This is a genomic window from Roseomonas sp. HF4 (assembly GCF_005222755.1).
Classification (GTDB): domain Bacteria; phylum Pseudomonadota; class Alphaproteobacteria; order Acetobacterales; family Acetobacteraceae; genus Neoroseomonas.
Genome location: NZ_STGD01000002.1, coordinates 1 through 20,370, shown reverse-complemented (window position 1 = coordinate 20,370; position 20,370 = coordinate 1). Strand labels below are relative to the sequence as shown.

Genomic DNA, 20,370 nt, shown 5'->3' with positions numbered 1-20,370 from the left:
CCCTAAACTAGGGCCGCGACCTTCGGGGCGCGGCCCTTTCTTTGTTTAGATGGGGCCTCTGGCGGTGACAAGTAGGAAATGAGGCTACGTGGCCGTTTGGCGCATCAAAATGTCGCGTCCGGCTGCGGTTGCGACGGCATCTTTCCCGCAACGGGATCTCGACGCCATGCCAGCCCGGGCATAAGCCGCTCAAGAGCCTCGGTTTTCCGGCAAGGGACTTTGGATCGGGTGATTTCACCCGGCGGCGCTTTGCTCTAGGGTCCGCCCGTCACGCCCGATGCCGCAAAGGACTTTCACTTGCGCCTCTCCCGCGCCTTCCTGCCGACGCTCAAGGAAACCCCTGCCGAGGCGCAGATCGCCTCCCACCGCCTGATGCTGCGCGCCGGCCTCGTCCGCCAGACATCCGCGGGCATCTACGCCTGGCTGCCCGCCGGGCTACGCGTGCTCCGCCGCGTCGAACAGATCGTGCGCGAGGAACAGGACCGCGCCGGCGCGCAGGAAATCCTGATGCCGACCATCCAGCCGGCGGATCTTTGGCGCGAAAGCGGCCGCTACGACGACTACGGCAAGGAGATGCTGCGCATCCGGGATCGGCACGAGCGCGACATGCTGTTCGGCCCGACCAACGAGGAAATGGTCACCGACATCTTCAAGTCCTACGCGAAGTCGTATCGCGACCTGCCGCGCAACCTCTACCACATCCAGTGGAAGTTCAGGGACGAGGTGCGCCCGCGCTTCGGCGTCATGCGCGGCCGGGAATTCCTGATGAAGGACGCCTATTCCTTCGACACGACGCCGGAGGGCGCGCAGCACTCCTACCGCCAGATGTTCCTGGCCTACCTCCGGACCTTCCAGCGCATGGGCCTGACAGCGGTGCCGATGCGCGCCGACACCGGGCCCATCGGCGGCAACCTCAGCCACGAATTCATCATCCTGGCCGAGACGGGCGAGAGCGCGGTCTTCTACGACGCCGCCTACGAGACGACCGACTGGGCCGGCAGCAACGTCGCCTTCGACGACGTCGACGGCCTGAAAGCCTTCTTCGATCGTATCACCTCGACCTATGCCGCGACGGACGAGATGCACGACGCGGGCGCCTGGGCTCAGGTGCCCGAGGACCGCCGCCGCGAGGGCAGGGGCATCGAGGTCGGCCACATCTTCTACTTCGGCACCAAGTACTCGGCCGCGATGGGCCTTTCCGTCGCCGGGCAGGACGGCGTGCCGGTGGTGCCCGAGATGGGGTCCTACGGCATCGGCGTCTCCCGCCTGGTGGGCGCTCTGATCGAGGCGAACCACGACCAGGCGGGCATCCGGTGGCCCGATGCCGTGGCGCCCTGGCCCGCCGCCATCCTCAACCTCCGCCCCGGCGACGCCGCGACGGACGCGATGTGCGAGGACCTCTACGCCCGGCTCGGCGGGGACGCGGTCTATGACGACCGCGCCGCCCGTGCGGGCGAGAAATTCGCCGATGCCGACCTGATGGGCCTGCCCTGGCAGGCCATCATCGGCCCGCGCGGCGCTGCCGCCGGCCGCGTGGAGCTGAAGCGCCGCATGACCGGCGAACGCGCCGAGGTCTCGCTCGAGGACGCGATCGCGAAGATCCGCGGCGGCTGAGCCCGCCGGTGTTCGACGCCTTCGAGCGCGCCGTCGCTTTCCGGTACCTGCGCGCCAGGAAGGGGGAGCGCTTCGTCTCGGTCACGGCGATCTTCTCGCTCGTCGGCATCACGCTCGGCGTGGCCACGCTCATCATCGTGACCAGCGTGATGAACGGCTTCCGCACCGACCTGATGAACCGGATCATCGGGCTGAACGGCCACCTGAGCGTGCAAGCCGAGCGCGGCCGGACGATCGACGACCCCGGCGCGATCCTCGCGCGGATCGCCGCGGTGGCGGGCATCGCGCAGGCGGCGCCGGCGGTCGAGGGCCAGGTGCTGCTGACCGCGCCCGGCGGCGGCGCGGCCGCGGCGCAGCTGCGGGGCCTGCCGGCCGAGGCGCTGCTCGCGCGACCCGTGCTGCGGGACGCGCTTCGCGTCGGCGATCTCGAGGCCTTCGGCGCGGAGGATACGGCCGTGCTCGGCGCAAGGCTGGCGCAGAGGCTGCGCGTGCCGGTCGGCGGCACGGTCACGCTGGTGCTGCCGCAGGCGCGCGGCGGCGACTTCACGGCCGCGCCGATCCAGCGGACGCTGCGCGTCGTCGCGACCTTCGATGTCGGCATGCCGGAAGTGGACAGCCGCGCGATGTTCGTGCCGCTCGCCACCGCGCAGGCGCTGTTCCGCCTGGGGGAGGCGGTCAACGAGGTCGAGATCCTGGTCGCGGACCCCGCGCGCGTCGGGCCCGCACGGGCCGCGGTGCAGGCCGCGCTTGCCGGCCGCCCGCTCCGTATCGCGGACTGGCAGGGCACCAACAGCAGCATCTATGCGGCGGTGGTGGTCGAGCGCCAGGTGATGTTCCTGATCCTGACGCTGATCGTCGTGGTGGCCGCGTTCAACATCATCTCCTCGCTCACCATGCTGGTGAAGGACAAGGGGCGCGACATCGCCATCCTGCGCACCATGGGCGCGCGGCGCGGCGCGGTTCTGCGCATCTTCATCCTCTGCGGCGCCACGATCGGCTGCGGCGGCACGCTGATGGGCTTCGCCCTCGGGCTCGGCATCGCGGCCAATTTCGACACGCTGCGCGGCTGGCTGCGGGCGCTGGAGGATGCCGGCCTGTCGGGCGCGGAACTGCGCTTCCTGATGAACCTGCCATCGGTCGTGGAACCGCGCGAGGTCGCGGTGATCGTCGCCATGGGCTTCGCGCTGTCACTGCTGGCGACACTCTGGCCGTCCTGGCGCGCGGCGCGGATCGACCCGGCGGAAGCCTTGCGACATGGCTGAGGCGCGCATCTTCGGCGCGTTCGAGCGCGCCGTCGCCGGGCGCTACCTCCGCGCGCGGAAGGGGGAACGCGCGGTCTCGCTGATCGCGGGCTTCTCGCTCGCTGGCATCGCGCTCGGCGTCGGCACGCTGATCGTGGTGCTGTCCGTCATGGGCGGCTTCCGCCAGGAGTTGCTCAGCCGCATCCTCGGGCTGAACGGGCATCTCGGCGTGATCGCGGCCGACGGGGCGCTGCGCGAGTACGAGGCGATCGCCGCCCGCATCCGCGCCCTGCCGCAGGTGGCGCAGGCGGCGCCGACGCTCGAAGGCCAGGTGCTGATCACGACCGATGCCGGCGCCTCCGCCGGCGGCCTGGTACGCGGCATCGCCCCCGCCGAACTCCGCGCGCGCCCCATCATCGCCGGCAACATCCGCGCCGGCAGTCTCGCTGGTTTCGAGGGGGAGGACGCGATCGTCATCGGCACTGTCCTTGCCCGCCGTCTCGATGTCGGCGTGGGGGACCGGATCACGCTCGTCTCGCCCGAGGGCCGCACCACGGTCTTCGGCACCGTGCCGCGGCTCCGCCCCTACACCGTCGCCGCGATCTTCGAGGTCGGCATGCAGGACTACGACGGCACCTTCGTCTACCTGCCGCTGCCCGCCGCCCAGGTGTTCTTCCAGCGCCGTGGCCTGGCCAGCCAGATCGAGGTCCATCTGCGCGACCCCGCCGCCGCGCCCGCCGCGGTCGACGCCATCCGCCGCGCGCTCCCGGACCATCCGGTCAGCGTTCTCGACTGGCAGCGCGCCAACAGCGGCTTCTTCCAGATCGTTCAGGTGCAGCGGAACGTGATGTTCCTCATCCTGACCCTGATCATCCTCGTCGCCGCCTTCAACATCATCTCGAGCCTGATCATGCTGGTGAAGGACAAGGGGCGCGACATCGCGATCCTGCGCACCATGGGCGCGGGCAGGGGGGCGGTGCTGCGCATCTTCCTGCTCTGCGGCGCGGCGGTGGGCGGGCTCGGCACGCTCACGGGGCTCGGCCTCGGCCTCCTGTTCTGCGCGAACATCGAGACCATCCGGCAGGCGCTGATGGCCGCGACCGGCACGACCATCTTCGATCCCGAGATCTACTTCCTGACGCAGATCCCGGCCGTGGTGGACGGGTGGGAGGTCGCGCAGGTCACGGGCCTCGGCTTCCTGCTGTCGCTGCTGGCGACGCTGTTCCCGAGCTGGCGCGCCGCGCGGCTCGACCCCGTGGAGGCGCTGCGCCATGAATGAGCCCCCGCTGCGCCTGGCCGCCGTCGAACGCCGCTACCGCACCGAGGCCGGCGAACTGCCCGTGCTGCGCGGCGCCGATCTGGCGCTGGCGGCGGGCGAGATCGTCGCCCTGGTCGCGCCGTCGGGCACCGGCAAGTCCACGCTGCTGCACCTGGCGGGGCTGCTGGAGAAGCCCGATGGCGGCGAGGTCTTCATCGAGGGCCGGCCCGCCGGCACGCTGTCCGACGATGCGCGCACGGCGATCCGCCGCGGCACGATCGGCTTCGTCTACCAGTTCCACCACCTGCTGCCGGAATTCTCGGCCGAGGAGAACATTGCCCTGCCGCAGATGGCCGCCGGCGTCGCGCGCGGCGCGGCGCGCGCCCGTGCGCGGGAGCTGCTCGCGGCCTTCGGCCTGAAGGGGCGGGAGGCGCATCGCCCCGGCAAGCTTTCGGGCGGCGAACAGCAGCGGGTCGCGATCGCGCGCGCGCTGGCCAACCGCCCACGCATCCTGCTGGCGGACGAGCCGACGGGGAACCTCGATGTGGGAACCTCCGAGCGCGTCTTCGCGGAACTGCTCGACCAGGTGCGGCACCACGGCGTCGCGGCGTTGATCGCGACGCACAACCCGGAGCTTGCGCGGCGGATGGACCGGATCGTGACGCTGAGCGACGGGCGCGTCGTCGCGGGGTGATACCAAGCGCCGGGCGGGCCGCCTCCGCGGCCCTTGGCTTCGCCGGACAACCGGCGGACCACGGTCGCGGCCTTGGCCCTTCGGGCCGCAGGTCGGAACTTCGTGCGCTGAGTATGCGACGGCGTGCCCGGCGCCGCGTCAGGGCTGCACCAGCACCACGCCCTCGGTGCCGAAGGTGAGGCTCACCGCGCTGCCCGGGGCCCGGCGCGCCAGCGCCCGCGGCCCGATCACGAAGACCTCCCCGACCGGTGTCTCGACATGCGCTTCGGCGTGGGAGCCCATGTAGATCGCCCGCAGGATGCGCCCGGGCAGGCCCGGCCCTCCCGCATCGCCCACGATCAGCGCCTCCGGCCGCGCCACCAGGTCGGCCTCCCCCGGCGGCAGCCCGCGGTCGGGCAGTTCGATCCGCAGCGCATCCAGCGCTACCGTCGCGACGCCGTCCGCCACGCGCTCGATGCGGCCACGCAGGTGGTTCGCCTCCCCCATGAAGGTCGCAACGAACACCGATCCGGGCCGGGCATACAGCTCCTCCGGCGTGCCCGCCTGCGCGATGCCGGCGTTGCGCATCACCACGATGCGGTCGGAGACCGCCAGCGCCTCCGCCTGGTCGTGCGTGACATAGACGACCGTGAGGCCGAGGCGTTGCTGCAGGGCGCGGATCTCCTCCCGCATGCTGCGCCTGAGCCGGGCATCGAGGTTGGACAGCGGCTCGTCGAACAGCAGCACGTCGGGTTCCAGCACGAGTGCGCGGGCGACGGCCACGCGTTGCTGCTGGCCGCCCGACAGTTCCGACGGCAGCCGTCCGCCGAAGCCCTTCAGCCCCACCGTCTCGAGCGCCGTCTCGGCGCGCTGATGCGCGTCCCGCTTCCGCTGGCCGGAGGAGACAAGGCCATAGGCGACGTTGTCCAGCACCGACATGTGCGGGAACAGCGCATAGGACTGGAACACCATGGACACGTTGCGCTCACCGGCCGAGCGCAGCGTGACGTCCTCCCCGCCGATGAAGACCTGTCCCTCGCTCGCCTGCTCGAGCCCGGCGATCATGCGCAGCAGCGTCGTCTTGCCGCAGCCCGACGGCCCGAGCAGCGTGACCAGCGTGCCGCCCTCGATCACGAGGTCGAGCGGCTTGACCGCGGTGACCTGCCCATAGCGCTTGGCGACGCCCTGCAGGCGGACCTCCGCGCCGGTCTTGCCCGCCTTCATGCCCGGCCTCCGACAGGGATCGCGGCAGGCGCGCTGCGGCGTCCCAGCCGGCGCCGCCCGACCAGCAACTGGATCAGCCCGATCGCGGCCATCATCAGCACGATCAGCACGGCGCAATAGGCGATGGCCAGGCCGTAGTCGCCGTTGATGACGCGGTTGATGATGAAGACGGTGGCCATCTCGTACTCCGCCGAAACCAGGAAGATCACCGCCGAGACGGTCGTCATCGCACGCACGAAGGAATAGACCAGCGCGGTGACGATGGCGGGCTTGAGCAGTGGCAGCACGACGGTGCGCAGCGCCCGGAAGGTGGAGGCGCGCAGCGTTACCGCCGCCTCGTCCAGCGACTTGTCGAGCTGGCTCATGGCCGCGACGCCCGACCGCACGCCGACCGGCAGGTTCCGGAACACGAAGCACGCGACCAGGATGACGGCCGTGCCGGTGATCTCGAGCGGCGGGATGTTGAAGGTCAGGATGTAGGCCACGCCGATCACCGTACCCGGCACGGCGAAGGTCAGCATCAGCGCGAATTCCAGCGCGGTTCGCCCGCGGAACACCTGGCGCGACAGCACCCAGGCCGCGAGCAGCCCGAGCCCCGCGGTGATCGGGGCGGCGATGGCCGCGAGGCTGATGGTGGTCCAGAGCGAATGCCAGGCGCCGCCCGCAAACAGCAGCGTGCCGTCCGGCGCCCAGTCGACCGCGAAGGCACGGCGGAAATGCTCGAGCGTCGGCGTCCAGTCGCGCCCCCAGACCTTCACGAAGGCCCCGGCCAGCGCCATCACATAGACCACCGCGGTCAGCAGCGCCCAGGGCAGGGCGATGGCGAAGGCGGCGCGGCGCACGCCGTCCGGCAGCGGCACCGGCAGCCCGACATCGCCCTTGCCGGTCATCGACACGTAGGACCGCCGGCCGACCACGCGCCGCTGCGCGACGAAGGCGGCCAGCGCCACCACCAGCATCACGCCGGCCAGCGCCGCGGCGCGCCCGAAATCCTGCTGCGCGCCGACCACGGCGAAGAAGATCTCGGTGGACAGAACGCCGAAGGACCCGCCGAGCACGATCGGGTTCCCGAAATCCGCCAGGCTCTCGACGAACACGACCAGCCAGGCATTGGCCAGGCCTGGCAGCATCAGCGGCAGCGTCACGCTGCGGAAGGTCCGCATGCGGCTGGCCCGCAGCGTCTGGGAGGCTTCCTCCATGGAGGGCGAGATGCCCTCCACCACTCCGATCAGCACGAGGAAGGCGGTGGGCGTGAAGGAGAACACCTGCGCCAGCCAGACGCCGCCGAAGCCGTAGATCCAGCGCCCGAGCTCGACGCCGAACATTGCATCCGCCGCCTGGTTCACGACGCCCGACCGCCCGAAGATCAGGATCAGCCCGAGGCCGATCACGAAGGGCGGCGTGATGATCGGCAGCACGGTCAGCAGCCTGAGCGCCTTCTTGGCGCGGAAGCCCGTGCGGGTCGCGATCAGCGCGAAGGCCAGGCCGAGCGCGGTGGCCGCCGTGGCGGACGCGCTCGCCAGCATCAGCGTGTTCCAGAACACGCCGCAATTCACATTGGCCGTGACGCAGGCGAGGCCCCAGATCTTGCGGTCGAGCACCCTGACGCCGAGTGCCTCGGTCCAGGGCAGGCCCTCCCGCGGCGTGAACATCTGCGAGAGCATGGTCAGCACCGGCCAGGCGGTGAAGATCACGATGGAGCCGACCAGCAGCCCGACCGCGCCGGCGACGAAGCGGTCGCCCTTGAACAGCCCACGCAGCGCCAACCCGTCGGTCAGCAGGAACAGGAAGCCCGCGGTCGCGACCGCGCCGCCGAGCCCGATGCCGAACTGCCGGTCGCCGAGGTCCCCGAAGGTCGCCTCGAGCCACGGGAAGGACCAGCCCTGCACGCCGATCGCCAGCCCCTGCGCCACGATCGCGGCCAGCCCGAGCGCGCCCGCAGCCATGCGCAGCACCGCCCGCCCGCGCCCCGGCTGCACCGCCGGCAGACCGATCGCGACCGCCGCCACCACCGGCCAGAACCAGAAGCGCCCGTGCGCCAGGGCCTGCCAGGCGGCCGAGGCCGCTTCAGGATCCTCCTGCCCCAGGGCCAGCACCCCGCGCAGCGTGATCCCGTCCTGCTGCATGTGCCACGGCAGCAGCAGCGTGCCCGCCGCGGCGAGCAGCCAGGGAACCAGCGAGGAAGGCGCGCGGCCCATGCCGGGCTCAGCGCGGCAGGGAGCCGACCTCCCGGTCCCAGCGTTCCAGGATGCGTCGGCGCGTCGCCGCCTGGCCGAAGGTGGCGAAGTCGTAGTTCACAAGCCGGATTGTCGCGAGGTCGGGGATGCGCGGGTCGGGCGTCGCGCCGCGATGCGCCGGCACGTGCCATTGGTTCACGCGCGGGCCGATGTCCATCGCCGCCGGCGTCAGGTACCAGTCGTAGAAGCGCCGCGCCTGCGGCAGGTTGCGCGCGCCGCGGATGATCGACATGCAGGCGACCTCGTAGGAGGTGCCCTCGGTCGGGTAGCCGATCTCGATCGGGAAGCCGGCTTGCGCCATGGAGGTGACCTCCATGTTGAAGGAGACGGCGAGCGCGGTCTCCCCGCGGGAGACGGCCTGCATCGGCGCCGCACCCGAACGGGTGTAGGCGTTCACGTTGGCATGCAGGCGCCGGAGATAGGCGAAGGCGCGGTCCTCATCCCACAACTGCACAAGCCCCGCGATGATCGTGTAGGCGGTGCCCGATGAATTCGGGTTGGGCAGCTGGATCTCGCCGCGATAGGCGGGGTTCAGCAGGTCCTCCCACGACCGCGGGACGGGCAGGTTCTTCCGCGCCATCAATTCGCGGTTCCAGGCGATGCCGATGGCGCCCGAGGAAACGCCGACGCAGCGGCCTTCCGTGATGCGGTGGACGTTCTGCGCCCAGTCGTGCAGCCCCGTCATGTTGGGCGAGGTATAGGCCTGCAGCAGGTTCTGCTCGGCGGCCGAGATGTGCGTCTCGGCCGAGGCGCCGAACCAGATGTCGGTGCGCGGGTTCTGCGCCTCGGCGCGGATCTGGGCCAGGATCTCGCCGGCCGACTTGCGCGACATGGAGACGCGCACGCCGGTGTCGCGCTGGAAGGCGGCGGCGATCGCCTCGCACCAGTCGGCCGCCGGCGCGCAGAGCATGTTGAGGCTGCCCTGCGCCTGGGCGCCGCCGGCGAAGGCGAGGGAGAGCGCCGCCGCGGCGGCCAGGCTGCGAAGGGACATTTGCGTCGCCCTGATGGAGGTTGCGGTCGGTTCAGCGCGGCAGCGCGCCGACCTCGCGGTCCCAGCGCTCGATCAGCCGCCGCCGCTCGGCCGCACGGCCGTAGCGGGCGAAGTCGTAATCGATGAGGCGGATCTCCGAGAGGTTGGGCGCGCCGGGCGGCAGCGGCGCCGCGCGGTTGGCCGGGGTCTGGAGCTGGCGCCCGGCCTCGAAGCCGAGCCGCCCGGCGGGCTCGGTCAACGCCCAGTCGTAGAAGGCGCGCGCCTGGCGGATGTTGCGCGATCCGCGGATGATCGACATCGAGCCGATCTCGTAGCCCGTGCCCTCGCAGGGCGTGGCGTAGGCGACGGGGAAGCCCGCGTTGCGCTCGGTCACCGCGTCATGCACGAACGACAGCGAGACGCCCGTCTCTCCGCGCGCCACCGCCTTGATGGGCGCGGTGCCCGACCGCGTGTAGGAATTCACGTTGGGATGGAGCCGGCGCATGTAGTCGAAGGCCGGGTCCTCCCCCATCAGCTGCACCAGCGTCGCGATGACGACATAGGCGGTGCCCGAGGAATTCGGGTTGGCCACCTGGATCTCGCCGCGGAAGCGCTCATGCACCAGGTCGGCCCAGCAGCGCGGCGCCTCAAGCCCCTTTCGGGCGAGCAATTCCGTGTTGAAGCCGAAGCCGATCGCGCCGGCATAGACGCCGATGGCGCGCTGGCCCGACTGTTCCCACTGCCGCAGCGCCCATGGATGGAGCTGGTCGCGGTTGGGGCTTTCATAGGCCTGGGTCAGGTTCTCCTCGCCGGCCGCGAGGTGCGGGTCGCCGGTGCCGCCGAACCAGACGTCGCCGCGCGGGTTCTGCGCCTCGGCGCGGATCGCGGCCAGCGTCTCGCCCGACCCGCGCTGCGTCATGTTGGCGCGGATGCCGGTGTCGCGCTGGAAGTTGGTGGCGATGGCCTGGCACCACTCGATCTGCACCGAGCAATAGAGATTGAGGCTGCCCTGCGCGCGCGCGCCCTGCGCGGTGGCGGCGACAGCCCCGGATGCGAGCGCCAGCACCAGGAAACGCTTGCCGATCATGGTCGTTCTTCCCCGTTCGCGATGTGCCGTCCGCCGAAGCTTGCGCGGCGGAGTCTTCCCGGCACCGTCACACAACTGTCATATTTCGCGGGGGCATGCCAGGGGGGAAGGTCACGGTGACGTGCCGGTCTCGTGCGGCCGACCGAAGCCTCCCGAACCAGGCGCGCAGCGCCGGCTCGCCGTCGATCGGGACCGCTGCCGGCCCGCGCGCTGCCGCGGTCGTTCGGGCCGGATGGAAGGCGCGGGGGGTCCCGCGTTCCATCCGGCGCGCCGCCTGCGCTACCCTGCGGCGCCCTGGCGAGTCCCGCATGACCGATCCTGCCGCCTTCGTGCACCTGCACGTCCATTCCGCCTATTCGCTGAGCGAGGGCGCCATCAAGGCCGAGAAGCTGGCCGCGCTGGCGGCTGCCGCGGGCATGCCGGCGGTCGCGCTGACCGACAGCGCCAACATGTTCGGCGCGCTGGAATTCGCGCAGGCGTGCAGCAAGCAGGGCGTGCAGCCGATCATGGGCTGCCGGCTGTTCCTGACGCGGGCCGAGGCGGATCCCGACCGGCCCGAGGTCGCGCGCCAGCATCCGGACCCGCTCGTGGCGCTGGCGATGGATGCCGCGGGGCTCGACAACCTGCAGCGGCTCTCATCGATGGGCTTCCTGCGCGACGATCCGTCGGGGCGGCCTGCCATCACGCTCGACCTGCTGCGCGCCCATGCGGAAGGGCTGTTCCTGCTGACGGGCGGCACGCTCGGGCCGGTTGCGCGGCTGGTCGGCGACGGGCGGCGCGACGCGGCGGCGCATCTGCTCGACGCGCTGCGGGAAGCCTTCCCGGACCGGCTCGCGGTGGAACTGCACCGCCACGGGCTGGCGCAGGAACGCGGGATCGAGGCCGGGCTGCTCGCGCTCGCCAAGGCGGCCCGCCTGCCGATCGTCGCCGCCAACGACGTCTATTTCGCGAAGCCCGAGATGCACGAGGCCCACGACGCGCTGCTCTGCATCGCCGAGGGCCGCACCATGGCCGAGCGCGAGCGCCGCCGCGTGACGCCCGAGCACTGGTTCAAGCCGGCGGCCCTGATGCGCGACCTGTTCGCCGACCTGCCGGATGCCTGCGACAACACGCTGGCGATCGCGCGCCTGTGCGCCGTGATGTCGGAGGAGAAGAAGCCCGAGCTGCCGGTCTGCCCCAAGGTCCAGCCCGGCAAGACCGAGGCCGAGACCGTGCGCGCCATGGCCGTCGAGGGCCTGGAGAAGCGCCTCGACGCCATGCGCCCCGCGCCGGACGCGGCGACGCGGCAGGCGTACCTGGACCGCCTCGACTACGAGCTCGGCGTCATCGAGAAGATGGGCTTCCCGGGGTACTTCCTGATCGTCGCCGACTTCATCCAGTGGGCGAAGGCGCAGACCCCGCCGATCCCGGTCGGGCCCGGCCGCGGTTCGGGCGCCGGTTCCGTCGCCGCCTGGGCGTTGCTGATCACGGACCTCGACCCGATCCGCTTCGGCCTGCTGTTCGAGCGCTTCCTGAACCCCGAGCGCGTGTCGATGCCCGACTTCGACATCGACTTCTGCCAGGACCGGCGCGACGAGGTGATCCGCTACGTGGTGCGCGAATACGGCGCGGACCGCGTCGCGCAGATCATCACCTTCGGCAAGCTGCAGGCGAAGGCGGCGGTCCGCGACGTCGGGCGCGTGCTCGGCATGCCCTATGGCCAGGTGGACAAGATCGCCTCGCTGATCCCGTTCAACCCGGCCAAGCCCGTGACGCTGGCGCAGGCGATCGAGGGCGAGCCGCGCCTGCAGGAAATGCGCGACGGGGACGAGCAGGTCGCGCGGCTGCTCGACATCGCGCTGCAGGTCGAAGGGCTTTACCGCAACGCCTCGACCCATGCGGCGGGCGTCGTGATCGGCAGGCGCCCGCTGATCGAGATCGTGCCGCTCTACCGCGACCCGCGCTCCGAGATGCTGGTGACGCAGTACTCCATGAAGTACGCGGAGGCCGCGAGCCTCGTGAAGTTCGACTTCCTCGGCCTCAAGACGCTGACGGTGATCGAGCGTGCGCTGGCCATCCTGAAAGGGCAGGGGGTGGAGGTCGACATCGCGGCCATCCCGATCGACGACCCCAGGACCTACGCCATGCTGGCCAAGGGGGACGCGGCCGGCGTGTTCCAGTTCGAAGGGCAGGGGATGCGGGACTGCCTCCGCCAGATGCGCGCCAGCCGCTTCGAGGACTTGGTCGCGGCGGTCGCGCTGTATCGGCCCGGCCCGATGGCGAACATCCCGGCCTATTGCGCGCGCAAGGCGGGCGAGCCCTGGGCGCCGCCGCACCCGGCGATCATGCATATCCTGCAGGAAACCTACGGGATCATGGTCTACCAGGAACAGGTCATGCAGATCGCGCAGGACCTGGCCGGCTATTCGCTGGGCGGCGCCGACCTGCTGCGCCGCGCCATGGGCAAGAAGATCCGCGCGGAGATGGAGAAGCAGCGCGCCATCTTCTGCGAAGGCGCCGAGGCGCGCGGCATCGAGCCCGCCAAGGCGGCCGAGATCTTCGACCTGATGGAGCGCTTCGCCGACTACGGGTTCAACAAGTCCCACGCCGCGGCCTATGCGCTTGTCAGCTACCAGACGGCCTGGCTGAAGGCGAACCACCCGGTCGCCTTCCTGGCGGCGTCGATGACGCTCGACCTGTCCAACACCGACAAGCTGGCGGGGCACATGCAGGAGGCCGCGCGGCTCGGCATCCCCTTGCTGCCGCCCGACATCAACCGGTCGGGCGCCGAGTTCCGCGTCGAGACGACGACCGAGGGCAAACCCGCGATCCGCTTCGCGCTCGCCGCCGTCAAGCGCGTGGGGGAGGCGGCGATGAAGGACCTGGTCCGCGCGCGCGACACCGCCGGGCCCTTCGCGTCCCTGGCGGACCTCGCGGCACGGGTCGATCCGAAGCTGCTGAACAAGATGCAGATCGAGAACCTGGCCCGCGCCGGGGCCTTCGAGAGCCTGGACCGCAACCGCGCGCGCGTCATGGCCGGGGCGGAGACGATCCTGCGCCGCGCCCAGGCCAATGCCGAGGAACGGGGATCGGGCCAGATCGGCCTGTTCGGCGCCGATGCCCGGCAGAATGAGCCGCTGCGGATGCCCGACATCCCGGACTGGCCGCTGCTGGAGCGGCTGACGCATGAGGCCGAGGCGGTGGGCTTCCACCTGTCGGCCCATCCGCTGGATACCTACCGCAAGGCGCTGCAGCGCCTGGGCGTCACGCCATCCGCGCAGATCGCGGACCGGGCCCGGGCGGGGTCGGCCCGCCTGAAGCTGGCCGGGACGGTGGTGAACGCCAAGGAACGCACGACCAAGACCGGCAGTCGCATGGCCTGGGTGCGGCTGTCGGACGCGCAGGGCTCCTTCGAGGTGACCTGCTTTTCGGAGGTGCTGAGCCGGTCGCGCGAGCTGCTGGCCGAGGGCCGCGCCGTGCTGGTCACGGCTGAGGCCCGGATGGAGGGCGAGGCCCTGCGCCTGACCGCGAACGACGTCGAGAGCCTCGAGAAGGCCGCGGCCGACGCCGGCGGCGGGATCCGGCTCTGGCTCGACGGCATCGCGGCGGTGGACCCGATCCGCGCCATCCTGACGCGGGAGGGCCGTGGCCGGGGGCGAGTTGTCCTGGTCCCGCGGACGGGGCCGGGACAGGAGGTCGAGCTCGCGCTTCCGGGCGGGTTCAACATCGGGCCGCGGGTCCTGCAGGCGATGAAGGTGCTGCCGGGCGTATCCGAGGTCGAGGAAATCTGACCCTGTCCGGGCACATATATTTTCCATAATATATCTTATGCGGTAATCATGGCCATGAGCTCGGGCCTTGCCGGCGCCCCCGCCACGGTCTCCCCTGCGACCCGAAACGCGCCGCCGGATCCCCCCCATGACCGACCCGAACACCGCTATCGCCCACCTGATCGACGTCATGGCGCGGCTGCGCCATCCCGAGACCGGCTGCCCCTGGGACCAGGAGCAGGATTTCGCGACCATCGCGCCCTACACGATCGAGGAAGCCTACGAGGTCGAGGACGCGATCGCCCGCGGCAATCCCGCCGCCCTGCTCGACGAGCTGGGCGACCTGCTGTTCCAGGTGGTCTACCACGCCCGCATGGCCGAGGAGCGCGGCTGGTTCGCCTTCGCCGACGTCGCCGCCGCCATCGCCGACAAGATGGTCCGGCGGCACCCGCATGTCTTCGGCGCCGAGGATTCCCGCACCACCGAGCAGCAGACCGCCGCGTGGGAGGTCCAGAAGGCCGCCGAGCGCGCCGCGCGGGCCGAGGCCGGGACGCTGGCCGGCATCCCGCTCGGCCTGCCTGCCCTGACCCGCGCGGCCAAGCTTACGCGCCGCGCCGGCCGGGTTGGCTTCGACTGGCCGGACGCCGCCTCGGTGCTGGACAAGCTCGAGGAGGAGGCTGCAGAGCTGCGCGCGGAACTCGACCGCGCCCCGCAACAGGTTGATCCAAAAGCCCTCGAGGATGAGGTCGGCGACCTTCTCTTCGTCCTCGCGAATCTCGCACGGAAGCTCGACCTTGACCCCGAGGCCTGCCTGCGCGGGGCCAACAGAAAATTCGAGCGTCGCTTTCGACATATTGAACAAGAACTTATTATTGAAGGAAAAACACCGGCCGATTCCAGTCTCGATCGCATGGAGCAATTGTGGATCGATGCCAAGCGGTGTGAACGTGCCGGAGCCTGATGCTTGATGCATATATCAATCCTGGTCATCCTCGGTTTCTGGCTTTTCTCCTTCAACGAGACGGCTGCTCAACCGCGACGCGTTCTGCAAGACGCAGGTGCCGCCGGGCAGATCGTTGTTATTCCGCAACGCAGTGCGGGCGACGAGATGCTGCGCCTCTCGCGTGACGGCCGGCGCCTCTGGTCGGCCCGCGCACAGCGCTTCGAGCCCTTCCGGGATGGCGCCCCGGTCCCGATCGCGCCGGGGGAGACGGCCATCGGCATCACCGGGTGGACCGGCGGCGCCTATTGCTGCTGGACGCTGCACCTGTTCCGGCGGGGCGACGGCGGGTTGGCGCATATCGCCTCCCTCCCCCTCGGAAAGCGCGAACCGGAGGTCGTGCGCCTCGTGCCGCCCGGCGCCACGGCCATCCGCCTGGCGGACGCCGCCTTCGACTTCTGGGAGGCCCCGGCCAGCCTCGCCGCCGACCTGCACCCGACCATCCCCTTCCGCTGGACCGGCCGCGCCCTGGAGCCGGATCGCGACGCGATGCGCCGCCCGGTGGCCGCGGCGCTCGGCACCGCCTGCGCCGATATGACCGCGCCCGACGACATGCCGCCGCCGGAACAGCGCCTCCCGACCTATCCGGATGTCGCCGGCGCGGTGGCCGCGCTGCGCGCGCGCGACTGGACCGCGACGCCGGCCCGCGGCACGCAACATCCCGGCGTGGAGGCCGCGCGGCTGGCCGCCTGCCTGATCTACGCGGGTCACGCGGCGGAGGCGCGGCGCCTGCTGCACGACGTCTGGCCCGTCGGCCAGCCCGGACTGCCGGAGACCGAGCGCCAATTGGCCGCCCGCCTCGCCTGCAGCGCGTTCGCCGCCGCTGTCCGCGCCATCAATGCGCGGGGCGCGCCCTATCTCGGGATGCGCTGCGACCGCGAGGGGCCGGCGCAGACCGCCGTCTTCGCCCTCGGCTGGCGCTGACCGCCCGGGCGCGTCAGCCGGCCCTCACCGTCACGCGGCCCTCCGGCAGCGGAATGAATTCCGCCTCGTCGCCGGGAACCTTCGCGAAGCGCCCATCCTTCCAGTCGGCCTTGGCCTGTTCCAGCCGCTCGCGGGAGGACGCGACGAAGTTCCAGTAGAGGTAGCGTGGCCCGTCCATCGTCGCCCCGCCCAGCAGGAGCAGCCGCGCCCCCTGCCCGCCCGCGGTCAGCGCCAGCGCGTCGCCCGCGCGGAATACGAGCATCCGTCCGGCCTCGAAGGACGTGCCGGCCACCTCGACAGAGCCCGCCACGACATAGGCGCCGCGTTCCTCGTGCCCGTCCGGCAGGGGCAGTCGCGCGCCCGGCGCCAGCACGGCGTCCGCGTAGAACAGCGGGGACGAGACCGCGACCGACGCCTTCAGCCCCCACCCCTCCCCCGCGACCAGGCGCAGGCCGACCCCCTGGTCTTCGACAAAGGGCAACGCCTCGGCGGCGTGATGGACGAAGGCGGGTGCGGCGTCCTCGGCCGCTTTCGGCAGCGCGACCCAGGACTGGATGCCGAACATGCGCCGCGGCCGGGCCCGCAGCGCCGTATCGGTCCGCTCGTATTGCACGATGCCCCGGCCGGCGGTCATCCAGTTGAGTTCCCCGGGGCGGATCGGCTGCGCGCTGCCCAGGCTGTCGCGATGCAGGATCTCGCCCTCGAACAGGTAGGTGACGGTCGAGAGGCCGATATGCGGGTGCGGTCGCACATCCAGCCCCTTGCCGGTCAGGAACTCGCCCGGCCCCATCTGGTCGAAAAAGATGAACGGCCCGACCATCTGCCGTTCCTTCGCCGGCAGGGCGCGACGGACCTCGAAGCCGCCGACGTCGTGGGCGCGCGGGATGATGACGGTCTCGAGCCCGGGCGGGGGCGGCGGGCAGGACGGGTCGGTTTCGTCGAGGGTGCTCATCGCGGTCCTCCTGGTCAGGAGGGTATGTCGCGCCGGCGCCTCGCCCGCGCCAGTCCCGCCGGGTGATGGCCGTCATCACGCGGGCCGATGCGGCCGTCCTCAGGTCAGGAGCACCTTCCGTGCGACGAAGCCCTCGGCATGGCGCGCCGGCGCACGGCATTCCATCCCACGCAGCCGCGCGAGGCCGAGGAAGGTCTCGCGGTCGAACCAGTCCTTGCCGCGCTGGGTCGCGAAATGCGTCTCGAGCAGCGCGACCTTCTGCTCCAGCGCCGTCTCCGAAAGCGGGACGTAGACATTCGGGCGACCGAGGTCACCGTCCCATTTCGGGATCTCGTATTCCAGCACCAGATGGTCCCGGAAGGCATTCCACGTGAGTTCGCGCACCAGGCGGTGATCCTGGTGCGCGTCGTCCTCCCGGTGCGTCAGCACCACGTCGGGCGCGACGCGCCGCGCGAGGTCCTGCATCCACTCCTTGATGGCCTCGCGCTCGACCGGGAAGTAGCCGTCGCGGAAGGTCTGCAACTCGATGGTCGCTTTCGCGGCGCCCTGGAGGAAGGCGCGGGCCGAGGTGTCGGCCTCCTCCTCCCGCGCGCCGCGCGCGCTGAGGACGCACCAATGGACATCAAGGCGAACGCCGCGCCCAAGCCATTCGAGCAGCGTGCCCCCGGCGCCGATCTCGATATCGTCAGAATGTGCGCCGAGGCATAGGACGCTCAGCCCCTTCCCCGGCTGCGCGAGGCCGAGCCCCTTCATTCGGCGGCGACGAGCCGCGGCTGCTTCTTGCCCGCGTAGTCGCCGGGCAGCCAGGGCATCTCGCCGCGCTCGACCATGTCCTCGAGCACCTGCCGGTCGCGCAGCGTGTCCATCGAGCGCCAGAAGCCCTCGTGCTTCCAGGCCATGAGCTGGCCGTCGCGGATCAGTCGCGCGAAGGGCTCGAGCACCAGCTCCTCCCCGTCGCGCATATAGTCGAAGATCTCGCGTCGGAAGATGAAGTAGCCGCCATTGATCCAGATGTCCGACCGGTCGGAGCTGCGGAAGGCCTGTACCTGCCCGTCGGGGGCGATGTCCGCCAGGTGATAGGTCAGGGGCGGCCGCACGGCGACGAAGCAGGCGAGCTTGCCGCTGGCACGGAAGCGCTCCTGCACCTCCCCGAGGTCGAGGTCGGTCAGGCCGTCGCTGTAGTTGGCGAGGAACATCTCCTCGTCCTTCACCTGGTCGCGCACCGCCCAGAGCCGTTCGCCGATGTTCCGCCAGATGCCGGTGTCGATCATGGTCACGCGCCAGTCGTCCGGCTGGTCGCCCAGCCGCTCGACATGCGCGCCACCGCCGGTGACCACGCAGTCGGCGAAGGCCTCGTGGCGGTGGGACAGGAAGAATTCCTTCACCACGTTCGCCTTGTAGCCGAGGCAGAGCACGAAGTCCTTGTGCCCGTGATGGCTGTAGTACTGCATCACGTGCCACAGGATCGGCTGCTGGCCGATCGGGATCATCGGCTTGGGCACGCTCTCGGAATACTCGCGGATGCGGGTGCCGAGGCCACCGCAGAAGAGTACGACCTTCATGCCGGCATCTCCTTCGGGTCGATGACCATTGCTTCCGGGATGGGGACGACGAACTTCCCGCCCCAGTCGCCGATGTGGCGCATCTGCGCCACGATCTCGTCCTTCAGGTTCCAGGGCAGGATCAGAACGTAGTCGGGCCGCGCCTCGTCGATCGCCTCCACCGGGCGGATCGGAATGTGCATGCCGGGCGTGAACAGGCCGTGCTTGTAGGGATTGCGGTCCACCGCGAAGTCCACGAAGTCGGTGCCGATACCGCAGTAGTTCAGCAGCGTGTTGCCCTTGCCCGGCGCGCCATAGGCGCAGATCCGCCGCCCCCGGTCCTTTGCGTCGATCAGGAACGACAGGAGCCGCCGCTTGGTGCGTCGCACCTTGCCCGCGAAGGCCTCGTAGGTCGCCATCTCGCGCACCCCGGCCGCGTCCTCGCGGTCGCGGAGCGCGGCCACGGCGGGCGAGACGGCGCGGGCGGATTCGAGGCGGGCCAGGTGGACCCGCAGCGAGCCGCCATGCGTCGGCAGTTCCTCCACATCGATGACCTTGAGCCGATGCATTTCGGCCATGCGCAGGATCGTGTGGAAGGAGAAGTATGAGAAGTGCTCGTGGTAGATCGTGTCGAATTGATTCTCCGCGATCAGCCGCTCGAGATGCGGGAACTCGAGCGTGCAGACCCCCTCGGGCTTGAGCAGGATCCGGATGCCGCCGACGAAGTCGTTGAGGTCGGGAACCTGCGCGAGCACGTTGTTGCCTGCGATGAGGTCGGCCTGCCGCCCCTCCCCCGCCATGCGCCGCGCCATGTCGACGCCGAAGAACTCGACCAGCGTCGGGATGCCCTTGGCCTCGGCGACGGCGGCGACGTTGGCCGCGGGCTCGACCCCGAGCACCGGGATACCCATCGGCAGGAAGTGCTGCAGCAGGTAGCCGTCGTTGCTCGCGAGTTCGACCACCAAGCTGTCGGCGCCGAGGCCGAGGCGCCGCGCGATGGCATGGCAATAGGCCCGCGCGTGCGCGACCCAGCTCGTGGAGTAGGACGAGAAGTAGGCGTATTCGCGGAAGATGTGCTCCGGCGTCACGTATGCCTTGAGCTGCACGAGGAGGCAGTGCTCGCAGACCAGCGCATGGAGCGGGAAGTGCGCCTCCATCGTGTCGCGTTCTTCCGGCCGGCGGAAGCTCTCGCAGAGCGGCGACATGCCGAGGTCGACCATGCTGCGGCGCAGCGGCATGCTGCAGAGTCGGCAGGAGCCCCTGGCGGCGCTGGCGTCGTCGATGGTGAAGCGGCGGGCTTCGATGTTCATGCGTGCGCCTCAGTGGATGGGCCGGAGCGCCCGGCGTCATCAGGATCAGAGCGGAGACACGCGAGATATGCGCGCCCGAGCGCTGAAAACTTTTCGTGGCTTCATCGAAATGCCTTCGTGAAGCGACGCCTATGATCGCGTGGAGCGGCCCCCAATTCGGCCGGACAGGCGGCATAGCCCGGAGGGCCTAGAGCAACATTCGATCAGATGGAGTCCATCTGGTCGGATTTCCTGCTCTGGAAAACATATCTTCTATGAAGTTGAAGTTGAAGTTGACCCGGTTTCGTGGACACCCCGAGGCTTGAGACGGAGGTGTTCGAGATGCCGAGATTCAGAGTGCCCTACCCGCCGGAGTTCCGGCGGCAGATGGTGGAGTTGGTCCGATCGGGACGAACCCCGCAGGACCTTGCCCGTGAGTTCGAGCCGAATGCGCAATCTATCGCGCACTGGGTCCGCCAAGCGGAGCGCGAGGCCGGCGAGCGCCGGGATGGCGGCGCGATCAGCGCCGAGCGAGAGGAACTGAGCAAGCTCCGCCGTGAGAACCATCGCCTGCGCCAGGAGCGCGACATCCTGGCAAAGGCGGCGGCCTG

General features: G+C 70.5%; 16 protein-coding genes. 8 read left to right on the top strand and 8 right to left on the bottom strand.

Going from position 1 to position 20,370, the window contains the following annotated elements; translation table 11 throughout:
* Positions 1 to 297: 297 nt before the first annotated feature.
* Genes proS through E8M80_RS03025 form a run of 4 tightly spaced genes read left to right on the top strand, consistent with a single transcriptional unit; the run spans position 298 to position 4,807 of the window.
* On the top strand, positions 298 to 1,614 hold the full coding sequence (proS, locus tag E8M80_RS03040) for a proline--tRNA ligase (RefSeq protein ID WP_137124198.1): 1,317 nt from the start codon (positions 298 to 300) through the stop codon (positions 1,612 to 1,614).
* Positions 1,615 to 1,622: 8 nt separating this feature from the next.
* Complete coding sequence (locus tag E8M80_RS03035; RefSeq protein WP_137124197.1) at positions 1,623 to 2,876, top strand: lipoprotein-releasing ABC transporter permease subunit; 1,254 nt, start codon at positions 1,623 to 1,625, stop codon at positions 2,874 to 2,876.
* Positions 2,869 to 4,134, top strand: a complete 1,266-nt coding sequence (locus E8M80_RS03030; RefSeq protein WP_137124196.1) for a lipoprotein-releasing ABC transporter permease subunit — start codon at positions 2,869 to 2,871, stop codon at positions 4,132 to 4,134. The genes E8M80_RS03035 and E8M80_RS03030 overlap by 8 nt, the downstream gene beginning before the upstream one ends.
* Positions 4,127 to 4,807, top strand: coding sequence for an ABC transporter ATP-binding protein (locus E8M80_RS03025; protein WP_137124195.1), 681 nt, complete (start codon positions 4,127 to 4,129; stop codon positions 4,805 to 4,807). Before E8M80_RS03030 ends, E8M80_RS03025 begins: the two co-directional genes overlap by 8 nt.
* 138 nt (positions 4,808 to 4,945) lie before the next feature.
* Here the strand turns inward: E8M80_RS03025 and E8M80_RS03020 are convergent, their stop codons facing one another.
* From E8M80_RS03020 to E8M80_RS03005, 4 genes are read right to left on the bottom strand one after another with little or no spacing between them, the layout of a single operon-like run.
* The gene (locus E8M80_RS03020; RefSeq protein WP_137124194.1) at positions 4,946 to 6,010 is read right to left on the bottom strand and encodes an ABC transporter ATP-binding protein; all 1,065 of its coding nucleotides are present in this window, start codon (positions 6,008 to 6,010) and stop codon (positions 4,946 to 4,948) included.
* Positions 6,007 to 8,208, bottom strand: a complete 2,202-nt coding sequence (locus tag E8M80_RS03015) for an iron ABC transporter permease (RefSeq protein WP_137124193.1) — start codon at positions 8,206 to 8,208, stop codon at positions 6,007 to 6,009. Before E8M80_RS03015 ends, E8M80_RS03020 begins: the two co-directional genes overlap by 4 nt.
* Positions 8,209 to 8,215: 7 nt before the next feature.
* On the bottom strand, positions 8,216 to 9,238 hold the full coding sequence (locus E8M80_RS03010; RefSeq protein WP_137124192.1) for an ABC transporter substrate-binding protein: 1,023 nt from the start codon (positions 9,236 to 9,238) through the stop codon (positions 8,216 to 8,218).
* Positions 9,239 to 9,269: 31 nt separating this feature from the next.
* Complete coding sequence (locus E8M80_RS03005; protein ID WP_137124191.1) at positions 9,270 to 10,304, bottom strand: ABC transporter substrate-binding protein; 1,035 nt, start codon at positions 10,302 to 10,304, stop codon at positions 9,270 to 9,272.
* A 308-nt stretch (positions 10,305 to 10,612) separates the two neighbouring features.
* Between E8M80_RS03005 and dnaE the strand changes: the two genes are divergently transcribed.
* The 3 genes from dnaE to E8M80_RS02990 all read left to right on the top strand — a co-directional run bounded on the left by dnaE (position 10,613) and on the right by E8M80_RS02990 (position 15,977).
* On the top strand, positions 10,613 to 14,074 hold the full coding sequence (dnaE, locus tag E8M80_RS03000; RefSeq protein WP_137124190.1) for a DNA polymerase III subunit alpha: 3,462 nt from the start codon (positions 10,613 to 10,615) through the stop codon (positions 14,072 to 14,074).
* A 127-nt stretch (positions 14,075 to 14,201) separates the two neighbouring features.
* The gene (mazG, locus tag E8M80_RS02995) at positions 14,202 to 15,014 is read left to right on the top strand and encodes a nucleoside triphosphate pyrophosphohydrolase (RefSeq protein ID WP_137124189.1); all 813 of its coding nucleotides are present in this window, start codon (positions 14,202 to 14,204) and stop codon (positions 15,012 to 15,014) included.
* Positions 15,015 to 15,161: 147 nt separating this feature from the next.
* The gene (locus E8M80_RS02990) at positions 15,162 to 15,977 is read left to right on the top strand and encodes a hypothetical protein (protein ID WP_137124188.1); all 816 of its coding nucleotides are present in this window, start codon (positions 15,162 to 15,164) and stop codon (positions 15,975 to 15,977) included.
* Positions 15,978 to 15,990: 13 nt separating this feature from the next.
* On the opposite strand, the gene E8M80_RS02985 is transcribed toward E8M80_RS02990, so the two are convergent.
* From E8M80_RS02985 to E8M80_RS02970, 4 genes are all read right to left on the bottom strand, one after another.
* Positions 15,991 to 16,929: a pirin family protein gene (locus tag E8M80_RS02985; protein WP_137124187.1), complete on the bottom strand. Its 939-nt coding sequence runs from the start codon at positions 16,927 to 16,929 to the stop codon at positions 15,991 to 15,993.
* Positions 16,930 to 17,028: 99 nt separating this feature from the next.
* The gene (locus E8M80_RS02980; RefSeq protein WP_137124186.1) at positions 17,029 to 17,682 is read right to left on the bottom strand and encodes a PIG-L deacetylase family protein; all 654 of its coding nucleotides are present in this window, start codon (positions 17,680 to 17,682) and stop codon (positions 17,029 to 17,031) included.
* A complete protein-coding gene (locus E8M80_RS02975; protein WP_137124185.1) occupies positions 17,679 to 18,491 on the bottom strand; it encodes a glucose-1-phosphate cytidylyltransferase in 813 nt (270 codons plus the stop codon). The genes E8M80_RS02980 and E8M80_RS02975 overlap by 4 nt, the downstream gene beginning before the upstream one ends.
* Positions 18,488 to 19,780 carry a class I SAM-dependent methyltransferase gene (locus E8M80_RS02970; protein ID WP_137124184.1) on the bottom strand — a complete coding sequence of 431 codons (1,293 nt, stop codon included), beginning with the start codon at positions 19,778 to 19,780 and terminating at the stop codon, positions 18,488 to 18,490. Before E8M80_RS02970 ends, E8M80_RS02975 begins: the two co-directional genes overlap by 4 nt.
* A gap of 321 nt (positions 19,781 to 20,101) precedes the next feature.
* Here E8M80_RS02970 and E8M80_RS02965 point away from each other — a divergent pair.
* Positions 20,102 to 20,370, top strand: a 269-nt coding sequence (locus E8M80_RS02965; RefSeq protein WP_137124183.1) for a transposase, incomplete at its 3' end; no start/stop codon positions are given.